Below are 14856 nucleotides of genomic sequence, written 5' to 3' on the forward strand. Positions count from 1 at the left end.
CCGCGAAGGCAGCCAGGCTCCGGAGAGCGTCCACCCCGTCGGGATCGAAGTCGCGCTGTGCGGCCTTCCGTCGGCAAGTACACACCCGATAGTCACGAATGGGACACGAACCCTGCACAGCAGCCCCCGCTGCCGCGCACCGCTGACACTCTGTGCGGACTCCACCACCAGAACCTCGGGGGTCACATGCACAACCCTTATCAGCAGCCGCCCGCACGGCGGGGCGGGCAGTCCACGGGCAAGGGACCGAAGCTCGCAGCCATGGGCTGCGGCGGCCTTCTTGTGCTGCTGCTGGCCGGCTCCGTCGGAGCCGCCATCGGCGGTGGCGGTGAACCGGGCCCCAAGGCGGTGCCGACCGTCACCGCCACCACCACCGTCACCGCCATGGTCACCGCCGAAGCCGAAGCCGAAGCCGAACCGGCGCCCACGGTCACGGTCACGGTCACCGCCACCAAAACGGTCAAGGCCACGGTCACCGCTACCGCCACGGTCACCGCGAAGGCGGCATCGTCAGGCACCCGCAGCAGCACAAGCGGCGGCAGCAGCGGGGGCAGTGGCAGCAGCGGTGGCAGCGGTGGTCAGAGCAACGACCACGGCGGTGCGACGGCCCTGTGCAATGACGGCACCCTCTCATTCGCGGCCCACCACCAGGGGGCCTGCTCCCATCACCACGGAGTGGCCGTCTGGTACAAGTGAGGCCCCCCGGGCGGGGGCGTGCCCTCGGTGCGGCGGGTGGCCGGGGCCTGGTTTACTCACCCTTGAGCACCATGTGAGGGAGGGTGTGATCGCCATCCGTCCGCGAGAGAGCGGGGCGGGCCGCACCCGGCGGGCCGCTCAGCCCAGGGAGCAGGTGCTGGCCGCCGCCATGGCGGCCATCGCCGAGCATGGGCTCGCCAAGCTGACCATGGCGGGTCTTGGCAGGCAGGTCGGGATGAGCGGCGGTCACCTGCTCTACTACTTCGGCAGCAAGGACCAGCTGCTGCTGGAGACGCTGCGCTGGAGCGAGGAGCAGTTGGGCGAGCGGCGCCGCGAGGTGCTGGGCCGTACGGCGGTGGCCGCCCGGGTCCGGCTCGCCGAGTATGCCGACCTGTATCTGCCCGACGGCCCCGGTGATCCGCGCTGGACCCTCTGGATCGAGGTGTGGGGCCGCTCCCTCGGCGGCGAGGAGATGCGCGGCGGCCAGGTGGCGATCGAGGAACCGTGGCATCGCGATCTGGTGGCGCTGCTGGAGGAGGGTTCGGGCGCCGGGGAGTTCGGCCCGGTGGACGCGGAGGCGGCGGCCGTACGGATCCGGGCGCTGCTGGACGGGTTCTCCACGCCGATCGCGATCGGGCTGCCCGGGGTGCGGCGGGAGGAGTCGCTGGCGCATATCGCCGCCGTGCTGGACACCCTGCTGGCCGGGGGCTGAAGCGGAGGCGGCGGCGCGTCAGCCGCTCCAGAGCACCACTGCGGTGCGGTCGTCGGCGTAGCCCTTGGCGCGTACCTGGAGTTGGCGCAGGAAGTCCACCGTCCCCGGCGGGTGCGGGTGGGACCAGTGGGCGGCGAGGAAACCGGCCACGGCCGGTTCCTCGCGCACCGGGTCGGCGAAGCCCGCCGTGGCCAGCAGCAGCACGTCCCCGGGGCTCGCCGGGACCAGCCGGAAGCGGAAGGCTTGGTCGGACGGCGGGTCGGCGGCGGGCTGCTGCTCGCCCGGGTGGTGCAGCAGCCGGGCCCCGTAGGCGTCGATCCAGTGGGCGGAGCGCAGCAGGAACAGGCCGCCCGGGCCGATCCCGAAGCAGACCCGGTCACCGGCGGAGGGGTCGAGCGGGGAGAGTACACAGTGCAGCGAACCGGCGGCGGGTTCCTGCGGATCGCGTGGGTCCTGGGGGTCGCGCAGATACTGGGCGGCGCGGGCGGCCATCCGCTGGAGTCCGAAACGCAGCCCGTCGCGTGCCCCGCTGCGCAGGTCGGCGACCAGTTCGGCGCGGCTGCGGCCGACGGCGGCGGCGAGTTGGCGGCAGGCCTCGGCCGCTGCGAGCGGCGGTGCCTCGGCGCTCCGGGCGGCCCCGGCCACCACGGTGACCAGGATGCCGTCCGGCGGTTCGCCGAACCGGGCCACGAGCAGGGCGTCGCGGCGCGGCTCGCCCCGGTAGCGGGCGGAGTCGCCGCGCACGCTGGCGGCCCGCAGGGTGAGGGTGCCGTAGCGGGCGCCCTCCACGGCGGTGTCGGGGACCAGTTCCGCGAGGAGGTCGGGGTCGGCGAGGGGGAGCGCCGACGGCTCGGGGTCATAGGTGGGCGGTCTGTCGCCGATGTGCGGGAGCGGGGGCGCGGGCGCGGGCTGCGGGGCGGGCGGCGGCGCCTTCGCGCTCTGGGGCTGCCCGGTCGCGGCGGTCGGCTCGGTCGGCGGTTTCCCGTCGCTGCCGCGCGGCGGGTCGGTCGGTGCCCCGGCCGAGCGGGGGTCGGGCACCGTCGGGGGGCGGCGGCGCGGATCGGCGGCAGGCTCGGCGGGCTCGGCGGGCTCGGCAGCCGGGGTGGCGGCGTTGTCCCGGGGGTCCCGTACGGGCGTCGGCTCAACCGGCGGCGGAACCACAGCCGCGCCCGGGCCGCCCATAGCGCCCTGCGCAGAGTCGAACCACTCATCCACCGTCGACATCCCCCGCGCCCCCGCATCGGCCGGTGGCGAGACCACGTCCGAAGCCGGATCGCCGATGACGCCCTGCGCAGAGTCGAACCACTCATCCACCGTCGACACCCCCGCATCCCCAGGCGGCGGGACCACGCCGGAGCCCGAATCCGAGTCGCCGATGACGCCTTGCACCGAGTCGAACCACTCGTCCACCGAGCCCTGCCCGGTGCGGGCCAGGGGTGTGTCGGGGACCGTGCTGCGGGGGCCCTGGTACACGCTGTGCCACCAGGTGTCCTCGGCACCGTCCCGGGGTGTCGTCTCCTGGCTGCTCATCGTCGCTCTCCTCCGCCGGGTGGATGGGGTGAACTCCTGTGCTCGCAGGAGCTGCTGAGCGGTCACCGGATTGCAGCGGTCCGTGGGCCATTGTCCACAGGCGCGGCGGCGTACGCCGGGTGAACCACGGGATTGAGACACCTCGGAGACCCGGGCCGCCCGCCGGGTCGCCGCCGGCCGCACTGGCAGAGTCCGCAGGTGATCGAACATGATGTCGGAGGCGGTTCGGTGCGACGCGCGCGACCGCCACGGCACCGCGCGTCGCAGCGCAGCGCCTGCGGACGCGGCTGCCGGAGGCAGCGAGTAAGGGGTGGGTCGAGTGCTCGGCTTCGTCGGACTGGACGACCGCGAGGAGAGCGCCTACCGCGCGCTGGTCGGGGTGGGCGCGGCTGCCGCGCCTGAGCTGGCGCGGCGGTTGGGCGCCGCCGAGGACGAGATCGCCGTGGCGCTGCGGCGGTTGGAGCAGCGCGGGCTGGCGGCTCCGTCGCCGGGTCGGCCGGAGCGGTATGTGGCGGCCCCGCCCGCGGTGGCCCTGGGCGCGCTGCTCTCCCAGCGCAGGCATGAGCTGGACCAGGCGGAGCTTGCGGTCTCGGCGCTGGCCCGGGAGTACCGGGTGGGCGCGGCGGACATGGCGGCGCACGACCTGATGGAGGTGGTGACGGGCCTGGAGGCGGTGCGGCACCGCTTCGAGCAGTTGCAGTTGGGGGCCCGGCGGGAGGTGCTGGCGATGGTCACCGCGCGGCCCGTCGCGGTGACCGGGGAGGAGAACGCCGCCGAGGAGCGCGCGGTGGAGCGCGGTGTGGCGTACCGGGTGGTGGTGGAGCGCAGCCTGCTGAGCCGCCCCGGCGGCCTGGTGGAGCTGGCCGCCGCGCTCGGCCGTGATGAGCAGGTGCGGATGGTGGACGCGGTGCCGTCGAAGCTGATCGTGGCGGACCGGTCGATGGCGCTGATCCCGCTGACGGCGGGTTCGGCCTCGACCGAGCCGGCCGCGCTGGTGGTGCACGCCAGCGGGTTGCTGGAGGCGCTGGTCGGGCTGTTCGAGGCGGTGTGGGAGCACGCCCGTCCGGTACGGCTCTCGGGTGCCGTGGCGGAGCAGTCCGAGCCGGACCAGCCGGACGGCACCGACCTCCAGATTCTGTCGCTGCTGCTGATGGGCCTCACGGACAGCAGCGTCGCCAAGCAGCTGGAGCTGGGGCTGCGCACGGTGCAGCGGCGGGTGAAGCGGCTGATGGACATGGCGGCGGTGTCCACCAGGATGCAGCTGGGGTGGCATGCGTACGAGAAGGGATGGGTGCAGCGGCAGCCTGCGGGGGCGCAGGCTGCGGCGCCGGACGATGCCGCCCGGGGTGCGTAGAAGAGGTGTAAGAGCGCAAAGAGAGGCCGCTCGACCCCGACCCTCTCACCCGTTCGGCTGATTAATATGTGCGCATGACCGTATCTGTTCACGGACAACGCCCGGCGTGGCAGGCCCTGCGGCCCAGCCCGTCGGCGCGGACCCCGTGGACGGCGCTGCTGGTCATGCTGGTCCTCCTGGTGCCGTCGGCGGTGTCCGCGCACGGAACCGGCATCGGCGGTGGACACACCACCGCCGCTCCCGCGTCGACCCCTTACCCGGACGGGGCGGCCCCGGCGGACCGGGTGGGCCCGGCCCCCGTGGCGCAGCGCGGCCCTGCGATGCAGGGCTCCGGGCACTCGGGCGGCGGCGACCATGGCGTCCGGTCGGGCGCCGACCCATGGGACGACGGTCCGGCGATGCTCTGCCCCGTCCTCGGCGGCGGCAGGTCGGACAGCGGCTGCTCCAGCCACCGGCACTGCGCGCAGGACGCGATGCTGCCGAACGCCCCGCCGCAGCCGCCGGCCGCCACCCTGCCGAGGGCGCTGGTGCTGCGCCCGGTCCCCGGCGTCCAGCCGCGCGGCCCGCTGGTCGGCAGTGACCGGGCTCCCGACCTCCACCTGCTCCAGGTCCAGCGGACCTGAGCGGAACCCCCGCCCGACCGCGTGCTCTGCCGCAGCCGGGCCGGTTCGGCGTCCCCATCCGGGGGTGCCGGGCCACTCTCCGCAATCTCTTCCGTGAACACAGAGAAGGACACACCCATGGGTTCCGCTTCCAAGCAGGCCGCGGCGACGCGCAGAGCGCGTATCGAGCAGCTGCGGCAGGAGGAGAAGCGCCGCGAGCGCCGCAACAAGATCATCGCCTTTACGGTGTCGGTCCTAGTGCTCGCGGGCATGGTCGGCGGCGGTTTCTGGATCGTCTCCGACGCCAACAGCAAGGACGACGCCAAGAAGGCCGTCGCCGCCGCCTCGGCCTCCGCCAAGGCGCAGGCCGCCAAGGTCGAGATATCCGGGGTGAAGACCTGGAAGGACCTCACCTTCAACCATGTCCAGGGCAAGGTCGACTATCCGATGACCCCGCCGGTCGGCGGGGACCACAATGCAGCGTGGCTCGACTGCGACGGCAAGGTCTACGACAAGCAGGTGCCGAACGAGAACGCGGTGCACTCGCTGGAGCACGGCGCGGTCTGGGTCACCTACAACGACAAGGCCAGCCAGTCCGACATCACGACGCTGTCCGAGAAGGTCGCCAAGACCCCGTACTCGCTGATGAGCCCGTACCCGAGCGAGAAGGGGACCATCACCCTCTCCGCCTGGGGCACCCAGCTGGTGGTGGACAGTGCCACGGACCCTCGGGTGAACCAGTTCTTCCTCAAGTATGTGCAGGGGCCGCAGACGCGTGAGCCCGGGGCGTCGTGCAGCGATGTCGGGGTGATGCCGTGAGCGACACCCGGGAGGCTCTGACGGGCGGCGACGGCGCGGACGACGGCACCGGCGACGGCAGGGCGATGCCCGGGCGTCGGCAGCGCCGGCTGTGGTGGCCCGCTGCGGTGGCGGGGTTTGCCGCGCTCTGCGTGGGCGCGCTGGCGATGGTGGTCGGGGCGTCCGGCGGTTCGCCGGCTTCCGCCGGGGAGCGGCCCGCAGCGGTGGCGCCGGCGGACGACTCGGCTGACGCCGGGTTCGCCCGGGACATGTCGGTCCACCACCAGCAGGCGGTCAATATGTCGTTCATCGTCCGCGACCGCACCCGCGACCCGGAGGTGCGGCTGCTGGCCTTCGACATCATCAACACCCAGGCCAACCAGCGCGGCATGATGACCGGCTGGCTCGACCAGTGGGGCCTGACGCAGACCTCCAAGGCCAAGCCGATGGCCTGGATGCAGATGGGCCACGACTACCAGGCGCACGACGGCTCGCTGATGCCCGGCATGGCGACCAACGCGGACCTGGACCGGCTGCGCACGGCCGACGCCAAGACCGCCGAGGTGCTCTTCCTCCAGCTGATGATCGAGCACCACAAGGGCGGTGTGGCGATGGCCGACGGATACCTCGGACTCAGCCACAACGCGGTGGAGAAGCGGCTGGCGGAGACGATGGTGGTCGGGCAGATGTCCGAGATCAAGCTGATGACGGACATGCTGACCGCTCGCGGGGCCAAGCCGCTGAGCTGATTCCGGCGCACCCGGCAGGGGCGGGGCAGGGCGGCCGACGGTGCCGCCCTGCCCCGCCCCTCGCACCTGCGGCGGCGGGGTGCCCTTCGGCTACGGGGTGGCTGCGCCACGGCCGCCGGGGTCGCGCCTGACGTACAGGAGGGGTCCCACCGGGGGCGAGACGGGGGGTAAGGGCCGCCGACGCAACACCCGCACCCGGCCACCGCCCGGTCACCGCGTACAGCAGCGGCGGCCCCCGCCCCGGCCACGGGGGGCGAGCCACGCCGTAAGAGCCGCCGCAGCAGCCACGCCAAGCAGCACCAGCACCGCCCACCGAGGCCCCTCCGCTGCCCCCGTCCCCGGGGCGAGGTGGAGGGCGAGGGTGACCAGGGCGACGCCCAGTGCGGTGCCCAGGCCCCGGGCCATGTTGACCAGGCCGCCGCCGGTGCCGGAGACCCGGGCGGGGAAGGCGGACATGATCACGGTGTTGTTGGCGGGGGTGAAGACGCCCAGTCCCAGCCCGAGCAGTGCCAGCAGCGGCGTCAGCCAGGCCACCGTCAGCGGGACGGCGAGCAGTCCGGCCAGCGCCGCAGCGCAGACCGCCGCCCCCGTGAGGCAGCGGCCCCGGTCGGACAGGGCGCGGGGCAGCAGCCGGTCCGCACCGGCCGCCGCCAGGCCGAACCCGGTGGGCAGGGCGGTGAGCACCAGCCCCGCCGTGAGTTCCGAGGAGCCGGCCCCGGTGAGGACCACCGGCACCAGCACCAGCGGCCCGAACAGGACCAGGTAGCCGCAGAGCGCCCCCAGCAGTCCCAGGGAGACGGCCCGGGGCCGCAGCAGGGCCAGGTCGACCAGCGGCGCGGCCGTCCGGCGCTGCCGTACGGTGAACGCCCACCCGGCGCCGGCGGCCACCGCGAAGAGCGCGACGACGGCCCCGGCGGGCAGCGCCAGCCCGGAGGCGGCGGAGACTCCCAGCAGGGCGCTGGTGGTGGCGGTGGCCATCAGGAGCAGGCCCAGCGCGTCGAACCGGGCGGCCCGGTGGCGGGTGCGGGTGCGGGGCAGCAGGTAGTACCCCAGCACCACGGCGACGATCCCGACCGGGACGTTGATGCCGAAGACCCAGCGCCAGCCGAGCGTGGCCACCAGCGCACCGCCGACCGTAGGGCCGAGGGCCAGTCCCAGAGCCTGGGCGGCTGCCTGCACGCCCAGCGCGGTGCGCAGTCGGCCGCGCGGCGCGCTGGTGGTCACCAGGGCCACGCTGTTGGCCTGGAGCATCGCCGCCCCGGCGGCCTGGAGGACGCGGAAGACGACCAGCGCCCCCAGCGAGGGCGCCAGTCCGCAGGCGGCGGAGGCGGCGGTGAAGACCACGAACCCGTAGAGGTAGAAGAGCTTGCGGCCATGCGCGTCCGCGAGCCGTCCGACCGGGACCAGCAGGGCGACCAGGGTGAGGAGGTAGGCCAGCGAGACCCATTCCACGGCAGCCGGCGACACCCCGAAGTCGCTGCGCAGGCCGCCGTAGGCCAGGGTGACGATGCTGGCGTCCAACTGCCCCATGAAGGCGCCGAAGCAGACCGTGGCCACGGCCAGCCACCAGGCGCCGGGCCTGCTGCGTATGCGCTCCGGACGGGGCCGCTCCTGGACCAGTACCGCAGGCCAGGGGCGGTGCCGCAGCGACGACGGTGACGTCATGCCGACACCCGCCTCTCCTTGCCTCACGGACAGAGTACATCGGCGGCAGACATATTCGGTGGCCGACCCATAGGCGGTGTATCCGCGGCAGAATTGCTCTGTGGGCGACAACTTCCGGGAGCGAGCCGATCCGCCTGTGCACCGGTCGGGAAAGGAGCAGGTCGGCGGCGGTACGCTGTCCGCCATGCCGCAGCCCCAGGAGCAGCCCCCTGAACCCACCGGACGCACCGGGCGCACCGGAACTACCGCGCCCACCTCCGTACTTGAGGCGAACGCCGCAGCACAGCGGGCTCAGCGGCTGGCGGATGTGATCACCCGGCTGCGGCGGGCGCTGCGCAGCAGCATCCGCACCGAGTACCCCTGGGAGTCGCTGCCGATGGCCCAGGTGGAGCTGTTGCAGACGCTCGCCGCCGCGCCGCTGCGGGTCGGCGAACTCGCCGGGCGGCAGCGGCTGGCGCCGAACACGGTGAGCGGGCTGGTCGGGAAGCTGCTCGACGCCGGGTTCGTGGACCGCCAGCCGGACCCGGGCGACCGCCGCACCGCGCGGATCGCCCTCACCGAGGCGGGCCACCGGCAGTTGGCCGACTGGCAGCGCGCCCATGAGCAGCGGATGGCCACCGCGCTGGCCTCGCTCTCCCCCGCCGAGCGCGACCTGGTGATGCTGGCCCTGCCGGGGCTGGAACGCCTCGCGGACGTGCTCGCCGACCCCATCGACCCGGCCGGAGCCACCGGTGCCACCGGGGCAGCAGCCCCGGCCGCCGAGCAGCCTCCCGGGCGCCGCACCGGCACCGCAAACGGCGGCTGACGGCCGCGCCGGGAAGGCCGCTTCGGAATCCGCTTCGGAGGCCGCTTCAGAAGAGCGCGCCGAGGGGGCCGGCTGCGCCGCTCTCCAGCGCCAGCAGCATGCGCTTGCGCTCCACCCCGGCGGCAAAGCCGGTCAGCGAGCCATTGGCGCCGATCACCCGGTGGCAGGGCCGCACCACCAGCAGCGGGTTGGCACCGACCGCGCCGCCGACCGCCCGCACCGCGAGCGGCGACTCCCCGGCGGCGGCCGCCAGTTGGCCGTAGGTGACGGTGGTGCCGTACGGGATGTCGTCCAGGGCCTGCCAGATCCGCTGCCGGAAGGCGGTGCCGGTCGGTGCGAGCGGCAGCGAGAAGGCGGTCAGCTCACCGGCGAAGTAGGCGGTCAGCTGCTCCGCCGCAGCGGCGAAGCGCTCGGGCGCGTGATTCCGGACCGGCGGCGGGACGGCGGGCGCTCCCTTCTGCCCGGGCGCGGTCACGGCGGTGAGCAGGGTGCGCCCTGTCCCGTCGTCCTCGCCGCGGAGCAGCAGGGTGCCCAGCGGGCTGTCCAGCGTGGTCCAGAGGGTGCCGGTCGGGTCGGTCGGGTCGGTCGGGTCGGTCGGGTCGGTCGGGTCGGTCATCGGGCTTCGGCTTTCCGGGCGGGGGTTTCGGGATTCGGGGCGGCAGCGACCGCCCAGAGGTGGTGGACGGCGTAGGAGCGCCAGGGCCCCCAGGCCGCCGAGAGCTGTGCCGCCGAGGCGGGGTCGCCGGGGTGGCCGAGCCGGGCCAGGCCATGGCGCACTCCGGCGTCGCCGGGCAGGAAGACATCCGGGTCGGCGAGCGCCCGCATCCGGATGTAGCCGACCGTCCAGGGGCCGATGCCGGGCAGGTCGAGCAGTCGGTGGGCGGCCTGGTCCCGCTCGACACCGGCGTCCAGCCGGACCCGGCCGTCGGCCAGCGCGGCGGCCAGGCCGAGGACCGCGCGGCGGCGGGCGGCGGGCATCGCCAGATCCTCGGGGTCGGCACCGGCCAGCGTCTCCGCCGTGGGGAAGAGCACGGTCAGGCCGCCGCTGGGGCCGGCAGCGGCTTCCCGTACCGCGCGGCGAGCCGCCCGGCGAGGGTACGCGCCGCCGCCACCGTGACCTGCTGGCCCAGCACGGCCCGCACGGCGAGTTCCTGCGGGTCGACATGGCCGGGCGAGCGCAGGCCGGGCCGGGCCCGTACCCGGTCGCCGAGCACCGGGTCGGCGCCGAGCTGCCCGGTGACCGCGTCCGGGTCGGCGTCCAGGTCGAAGAGGGCGCGGAGCCGCTGCACCGCCGTGGTGAGGTCGCGCAGGTCGGAGAGGTGCAGCCGGCAGTCCAGCCAGCCCCGGCCGGACGACCCGCCGGACGACCCGCCGGACGACCCTCCGGAGGGCTCGCCCGGCGGCGGGCCGTCCACCTCGGCGATGCCATGGCCGTGCGGCAGCGCCAGGGTGCGCCGGTAGGTGCGTGTGCCGCGCCGCGCGCCGGGGACGACCTCCTCCACCCCGGGTATGGCACGCAGCGCCAGGAAGTCCAGCAGGTGGTCGGCGTCGATCGGCCCCCGGTGGGCGAGGCGCAACGCGATCCCGCCCCCGGCGCCACGGGCCCGCCGGGCGGCGCTGACCTCGGCGCGCAGCGCGCTGGGGGTGCGGTCGTACACCTGCCGCACCGTGTCGTTGAACTGCCGAACGCTGGCGAACCCGGCCGCGAAGGCGACCTCGGTCACCGGGACCTCGGTGGTCTGGAGCAGGATGCGGGCGGTGTGCGCCCGCTGCGCGCGGGCCAGCGCGATGGGGCCGGCGCCCAGTTCGGCGGCCAGCTGCCGACCGAGTTGGCGGGCGCTGTAGCCGAGGCGGTCGGCGAGCCCGGTGACGCCCTCGCGGTCCACCACGCCGTCGCCGATCAGCCGCATCGCCCGGCCGACCAGGTCGGCGCGGACATTCCACTCCGGGGAGCCGGGTACCGCGTCCGGGCGGCAGCGGCGGCAGGCGCGGAACCCGGCCGCCTGGGCGGCAGCGGCGGAGGGGTAGAAGCGGACGTTGGCACGCCGGGGGGTCACCGCCGGACAGCTGGGTCGGCAGTAGATGCGGGTGGTGGCGACAGCGGTGAAGAACACGCCGTCGAAGCGGGCGTCCCTGCTGCTCACGGCCCGGTAGCGGGCCTCGTCGTCCTGGATCACGCCTCCCAGTCTGCGGCATGCCGGGGGCCGCGACTGGCGGGAATCGGACGCGTACGCCGGGCCCCGGGCGGGCCGTCCGGCCGGGCCCCCGGCGGGCCGTCTACTGGAAGCGGACCTCCACGCTGGTGAAGCCGAGCGAGTGCAGCAGTCCCGCCAGCATGGAGCGGGTGTTCTGCTCGGCGCGGGTGTCGAGGTCGCTCTCCTTGGCGGCGTCCTGGATCTTCTGCGTGGCCAGGACGTTCAGCTCGTGCTCATTGCCGGGGTTGCTGCCGAAGAAGTCGCCCAGCCGGTCCAGCAGCCCGCGCTCCTTGGTGAAGACATAGGACCGCTTGGCGTCGAGCGCGGCCTGGTCCAGCTTGGCGTGCGGCAGCCGCAGGACGACGCTGCGGCGGTCGTCGGAGACGGTGACGCCGTCCTTGCCGACCCGGCCCAGGTCGACATACGCGCTGACGGCACCAGCCCCGACATAGAGGGTGCGGTTGCCCCGGATGGCGTCGGGCAGGAATTTGGCGTCCTTCTCCAGGTCCACGATCACCTGGAAGTTGCCGGTGGCGGCCTGGTAGCGGCTCATGTCCTGGATGGACTTGAGCACGGCCGGGCCGCTGCGGTCCTTGGTCTCGGTGCCGAAGATGTCCGGCAGGCCCGGCAGCCAGTCCAGCCGTACGGCGGCGAGGAAGGCCGCCGCGATCAGGGCCAGCGTGATCGGCAGCGCCACATACCAGGGCACCCGGCGGCCGCCGCCGGCCACGGCCCGGCTCTCGTCCCGACCCCTGCCCCGGCCCCCGTCCGGGCCTTCGTCCCGATCGCGCTCCTCGACCACGGTGCGGCCCGGCTTCCGGTCCGGTCCGCCTCTGCCACTCTTCGCTTCGCGTGCCTCTCGGTGGGGCGGCATAGACGAAGACACCTCCCGTCGCCCGCACGTGGGGGCCGATCCCCCACCGCGCTTATGCCCCGGCTCCGGCAGGTGCATGGCATGACTCGGCAGACCGTGACCATCCAGGGACGATTCCATGACCACCGACGGACGTGAGAGCGCTCTCACGCAAGGCCGCCAAAGGTTAAGCTCTCTGTAGACGACCCTCATCATCCGTACCGCAAGGAGCACCAGGTGACCGACGAGTCCGTGCAACAGGGGCGGACCGGCCCGCTCCGCCCGACCCTGGAGGCGGTGGCGGAACTCGCCGGGGTCTCCCGGGCCACCGTCTCACGGGTGGTCAACGGCGGCGTGGGCGTGCGGGCCTCGCTGCGGGAGCGGGTGCAGCACGCCGTCGAGGAGCTGGGCTATGTCCCCAACCAGGCGGCCCGCACCCTGGTCACCCGCCGCAATGACGCGGTCGCCGTGGTGATCGCCGAGCCGGAGAGCCGGGTCTTCTCCGACCCGTTCTTCGCCCAGCAGTTGCGCGGCATCAGCAAGGAGCTCTCCTCCGCCGACTCCCAGCTGGTGCTGCTGCTGGTCGAGGACACCGGGGACTACCAGCGGGTCGGCCGCTACCTGGCCGGCGGCCATGTGGACGGCGCGCTGATCTTCTCGCTGCACCAGGACGACCCGCTGCCCGCGATGGCGCGCAAGGTCGGGATGGTCACCGTCTTCGGCGGCCGACCGGGATGGGTCGGCGCGGAGTCCGACCACGACCTGGTGTACGTCGACACCGACAACCGGGGCGGCGCCCGGCTGGCCGTCGAGCACCTGGTCTCGCTGGGGAGGAAGCGGATCGCCACCATCACCGGCCCGCTCGACCAGACCTCCGGCGTCGACCGGCTCGACGGCTACCGCGACGTCCTGCCCTACGGCGATCCGGCGCTGGTCGCCGAAGGGGACTTCACCCAGGAGGGCGGCGGCCGGGCGATGGCCGAACTGCTCGCCCGCCGACCGGATCTGGACGCGGTCTTCGCCGCCTCCGACCTGATGGCCTCGGCCGCGCTGCGGGTGCTGCGCGAGCACGGCCGCCGGGTGCCGGAGGACGTGGCGGTGGTCGGCTTCGACGACCAGGAGTCGGTGGCCGCCTGGACCGACCCGCCGCTGACGACGGTCCGTCAGGACATCGAGGACATGGGCCGGTTGATGGCCCGGCTGCTGCTGCGCCGACTCGCCCAGGAGGGCTCCGAGGTGGCCCGCCCGGGCTCCCCGACCTCGGTGATCACCCCGGTCCGCCTGGTGGTCCGCGCCTCGGCCTGACGCCCCGGGGCGGTCGGCGCGGTTGCCCACCTCCTCTGCGCTGCTCGACGTACGACCGGCCCACCCGCCGTCCACCGCAGGCGAACCGAGCGGAATCAGCTGCTCGCGAACGGTGTGGACGCGGAGTGTGAGCCTCCGCTCCGCGGGGCACATCGGAGGTACCGCACCCGTCACCGACGACCGGAGGTACCCCATGGTCGGCGTCGTCATCCTGGGCATCGTCATCGTGGCCCTGTCCATCGCCAGCGTCGTCTTCACGCTCTGGCACGAGGGCGAGAAGCTGCCCGGCCGACTCCCGCGCCGCCCGGACCGGACAGGCTAGTGCCGCGTCCGGCCATGCACGCCGGGCGTGGCGTACATGGCCGGACACCGCCAAGGGCCGCCTTCGGCGCTGACCGGGACCGGCCCGGGACCGGCCCGGTCAGCGGCGGCGGACCACCCCGGAGTCGCGGACGGACTTCTGGAGCACCTTCCACCGGCGGCGGCGCTCGGCGGCGAGCCGGGCGTCACTGCGCGACTCGATCCAGGCGTTCTCCCGCTGGAGTTTGCGGTAGCTCTCCCAGCGCCGCTCCGCGAGGGTGCCGTCCGCCAGGGCGGCCACCACCGCGCAGCCCGGCTCGACGCCATGGGCGCAGTCGTCGAAGCGGCATGCGGCGGCCAGCGCCGCGACGTCCGAGAAGGCGCCGCTGATCCCCTCGGCGCCGCCGTAGAGGCCGACGCCGCGCAGGCCCGGGGTGTCGATCAGGACACCGCCGTCCGGGAGCGGGATCAACTCCCGGGTGGTGGTGGTGTGGCGGCCCTTGCCGTCGCTGTCCCGCACATGCTGGACGGCCATCACCTCGGCCCCGGCCAGCGCATTGGTGAGCGTGGACTTTCCGGCACCGGACTGGCCGATGAGGGCGGTGGTGGGGCCCAGGCAGGCGGCCAGTACATCCAGGTTCTCGCCGGTCGCCGCGGAGACCGTGAGCACGGTGACGCCGGGCGCCACATCCTCGACATCGGCCCGGATGTGTTCGGCGTCGCCGGCCAGGTCGGCCTTGGTGAGCGCGACCAGCGGCTGGGCCCCGCTCTCCCAGGCGAGGGCGAGGAACCGCTCGACCCGGCCGAGATCGGGCTCGGCGGCGAGCGAGACGGCGATCAGCACGGTGTCCACATTGGCGGCGAGGACCTGGCCCTCGGAGCGCTTGGTGGCATTGGTGCGGACGATGGCGGTGGAGCGGGGCAGCAGCGCCCTGAGCGCGGGCAGCGGGGCCGCCTCGGCGTCCACCGCCGCCCAGTCGCCGGTGCAGGGGCAGCGGACCGGGTCGGGGTCGCCGACCGGGGCGGTGTCGGCCCTCAGAGTGTGCAGGGTGCCGGTCACGGGGTCGGCGGTGATCACATCGCAGCGGCCCCGGTCGACCCGGGCGATCCGGCCGGGGATCAGCCCGGCTGCGCGGTGGGGGGTGAAGAGTGCGTCGAGTGCGGGGGTCCAGCCGTGTCCGGCCAGGAGGTGGGGTGCGGGGGTCGCGTCGGACAACGCAGAAAGCCCTTCGGGAGTGCGGGTCCCGGTCGGGCGGCGGTACGGGGGTCCGTACGGCTCAGGCGGCGACCGG

The 14856-nt window shown here is 74.3% G+C and carries 14 protein-coding genes and 1 pseudogene; 9 read left to right on the forward strand and 6 right to left on the reverse strand.

Going from position 1 to position 14856, the window contains the following annotated elements:
* Positions 1-186: 186 nt before the first annotated feature.
* Entirely contained in the window at positions 187-696 is a 510-nt protein-coding gene (locus tag C7M71_RS05515) for a DUF3761 domain-containing protein (protein ID WP_175607636.1), read from the forward strand.
* 169 nt (positions 697-865) lie between these two features.
* Positions 866-1408, forward strand: coding sequence for a TetR/AcrR family transcriptional regulator (locus tag C7M71_RS05520; protein ID WP_111492772.1), 543 nt, complete (start codon positions 866-868; stop codon positions 1406-1408).
* An 18-nt stretch (positions 1409-1426) separates the two neighbouring features.
* Here the strand turns inward: C7M71_RS05520 and C7M71_RS05525 are convergent, their stop codons facing one another.
* A complete protein-coding gene (locus tag C7M71_RS05525) occupies positions 1427-2938 on the reverse strand; it encodes a protein phosphatase 2C domain-containing protein (protein WP_229758555.1) in 1512 nt (503 codons plus the stop codon).
* Between the two features lie 319 nt (positions 2939-3257).
* Between C7M71_RS05525 and C7M71_RS05530 the strand changes: the two genes are divergently transcribed.
* From C7M71_RS05530 to C7M71_RS05545, 4 genes are all read left to right on the forward strand, one after another.
* Entirely contained in the window at positions 3258-4292 is a 1035-nt protein-coding gene (locus C7M71_RS05530; protein WP_111493847.1) for a helix-turn-helix domain-containing protein, read from the forward strand.
* Between the two features lie 74 nt (positions 4293-4366).
* On the forward strand, positions 4367-4915 hold the full coding sequence (locus C7M71_RS05535; RefSeq protein ID WP_162824147.1) for a hypothetical protein: 549 nt from the start codon (positions 4367-4369) through the stop codon (positions 4913-4915).
* Between the two features lie 117 nt (positions 4916-5032).
* Positions 5033-5713, forward strand: a complete 681-nt coding sequence (locus tag C7M71_RS05540; RefSeq protein ID WP_111493851.1) for a DUF3105 domain-containing protein — start codon at positions 5033-5035, stop codon at positions 5711-5713.
* Between the two features lie 65 nt (positions 5714-5778).
* Positions 5779-6441, forward strand: a complete 663-nt coding sequence (locus C7M71_RS05545) for a DUF305 domain-containing protein (RefSeq protein WP_407675971.1) — start codon at positions 5779-5781, stop codon at positions 6439-6441.
* Between the two features lie 210 nt (positions 6442-6651).
* Here the strand turns inward: C7M71_RS05545 and C7M71_RS05550 are convergent, their stop codons facing one another.
* Entirely contained in the window at positions 6652-8106 is a 1455-nt protein-coding gene (locus C7M71_RS05550; RefSeq protein WP_111493853.1) for an MFS transporter, read from the reverse strand.
* 184 nt (positions 8107-8290) lie between these two features.
* Between C7M71_RS05550 and C7M71_RS05555 the strand changes: the two genes are divergently transcribed.
* Positions 8291-8911: a MarR family winged helix-turn-helix transcriptional regulator gene (locus C7M71_RS05555; RefSeq protein WP_111493859.1), complete on the forward strand. Its 621-nt coding sequence runs from the start codon at positions 8291-8293 to the stop codon at positions 8909-8911.
* Between the two features lie 46 nt (positions 8912-8957).
* Here C7M71_RS05555 and C7M71_RS05560 read toward each other — a convergent pair whose 3' ends face one another.
* The 3 genes and pseudogenes from C7M71_RS05560 to C7M71_RS05570 all read right to left on the reverse strand — a co-directional run bounded on the left by C7M71_RS05560 (position 8958) and on the right by C7M71_RS05570 (position 11836).
* Positions 8958-9527, reverse strand: coding sequence for a methylated-DNA--[protein]-cysteine S-methyltransferase (locus tag C7M71_RS05560; protein ID WP_111493855.1), 570 nt, complete (start codon positions 9525-9527; stop codon positions 8958-8960).
* A pseudogene (locus tag C7M71_RS05565) lies at positions 9524-11085 on the reverse strand (DNA-3-methyladenine glycosylase 2 family protein). The gene C7M71_RS05560 and the pseudogene C7M71_RS05565 overlap by 4 nt, the downstream one beginning before the upstream one ends.
* Before the next feature lie 103 nt (positions 11086-11188).
* Positions 11189-11836 carry a DUF4230 domain-containing protein gene (locus C7M71_RS05570; RefSeq protein WP_407675865.1) on the reverse strand — a complete coding sequence of 216 codons (648 nt, stop codon included), beginning with the start codon at positions 11834-11836 and terminating at the stop codon, positions 11189-11191.
* A gap of 360 nt (positions 11837-12196) precedes the next feature.
* On the opposite strand from C7M71_RS05570, the gene C7M71_RS05575 reads away from it, so the two are divergent.
* Both C7M71_RS05575 and C7M71_RS32525 read left to right on the forward strand, forming a co-directional pair.
* On the forward strand, positions 12197-13264 hold the full coding sequence (locus C7M71_RS05575) for a LacI family DNA-binding transcriptional regulator (RefSeq protein ID WP_229758556.1): 1068 nt from the start codon (positions 12197-12199) through the stop codon (positions 13262-13264).
* 193 nt (positions 13265-13457) lie between these two features.
* On the forward strand, positions 13458-13586 hold the full coding sequence (locus C7M71_RS32525; RefSeq protein ID WP_265737641.1) for a hypothetical protein: 129 nt from the start codon (positions 13458-13460) through the stop codon (positions 13584-13586).
* Positions 13587-13685: 99 nt separating this feature from the next.
* Here the strand turns inward: C7M71_RS32525 and rsgA are convergent, their stop codons facing one another.
* Complete coding sequence (gene rsgA / locus C7M71_RS05580) at positions 13686-14780, reverse strand: ribosome small subunit-dependent GTPase A (protein ID WP_111494655.1); 1095 nt, start codon at positions 14778-14780, stop codon at positions 13686-13688.
* Positions 14781-14856 lie beyond the last annotated feature (76 nt).

The organism is Peterkaempfera bronchialis (assembly GCF_003258605.2).
Taxonomy (GTDB): domain Bacteria; phylum Actinomycetota; class Actinomycetes; order Streptomycetales; family Streptomycetaceae; genus Peterkaempfera; species Peterkaempfera bronchialis.

Bases quoted from the DNA above. Each gene is read 5' to 3' on its own strand.
- C7M71_RS05515 (WP_175607636.1), top strand. From the start codon at position 187: ATGCACAACCCTTATCAGCAGCCGCCCGCACGGCGGGGCGGGCAGTCC.
- C7M71_RS05520 (WP_111492772.1), top strand. From the start codon at position 866: ATGGCGGCCATCGCCGAGCATGGGCTCGCCAAGCTGACCATGGCGGGT.
- C7M71_RS05525 (WP_229758555.1), bottom strand. From the start codon at position 2,938: ATGAGCAGCCAGGAGACGACACCCCGGGACGGTGCCGAGGACACCTGG.
- C7M71_RS05535 (WP_162824147.1), top strand. From the start codon at position 4,367: ATGACCGTATCTGTTCACGGACAACGCCCGGCGTGGCAGGCCCTGCGG.
- C7M71_RS05540 (WP_111493851.1), top strand. From the start codon at position 5,033: ATGGGTTCCGCTTCCAAGCAGGCCGCGGCGACGCGCAGAGCGCGTATC.
- C7M71_RS05545 (WP_407675971.1), top strand. From the start codon at position 5,779: ATGCCCGGGCGTCGGCAGCGCCGGCTGTGGTGGCCCGCTGCGGTGGCG.
- C7M71_RS05550 (WP_111493853.1), bottom strand. From the start codon at position 8,106: ATGACGTCACCGTCGTCGCTGCGGCACCGCCCCTGGCCTGCGGTACTG.
- C7M71_RS05555 (WP_111493859.1), top strand. From the start codon at position 8,291: ATGCCGCAGCCCCAGGAGCAGCCCCCTGAACCCACCGGACGCACCGGG.
- C7M71_RS05560 (WP_111493855.1), bottom strand. From the start codon at position 9,527: ATGACCGACCCGACCGACCCGACCGACCCGACCGACCCGACCGACCCG.
- C7M71_RS32525 (WP_265737641.1), top strand. From the start codon at position 13,458: ATGGTCGGCGTCGTCATCCTGGGCATCGTCATCGTGGCCCTGTCCATC.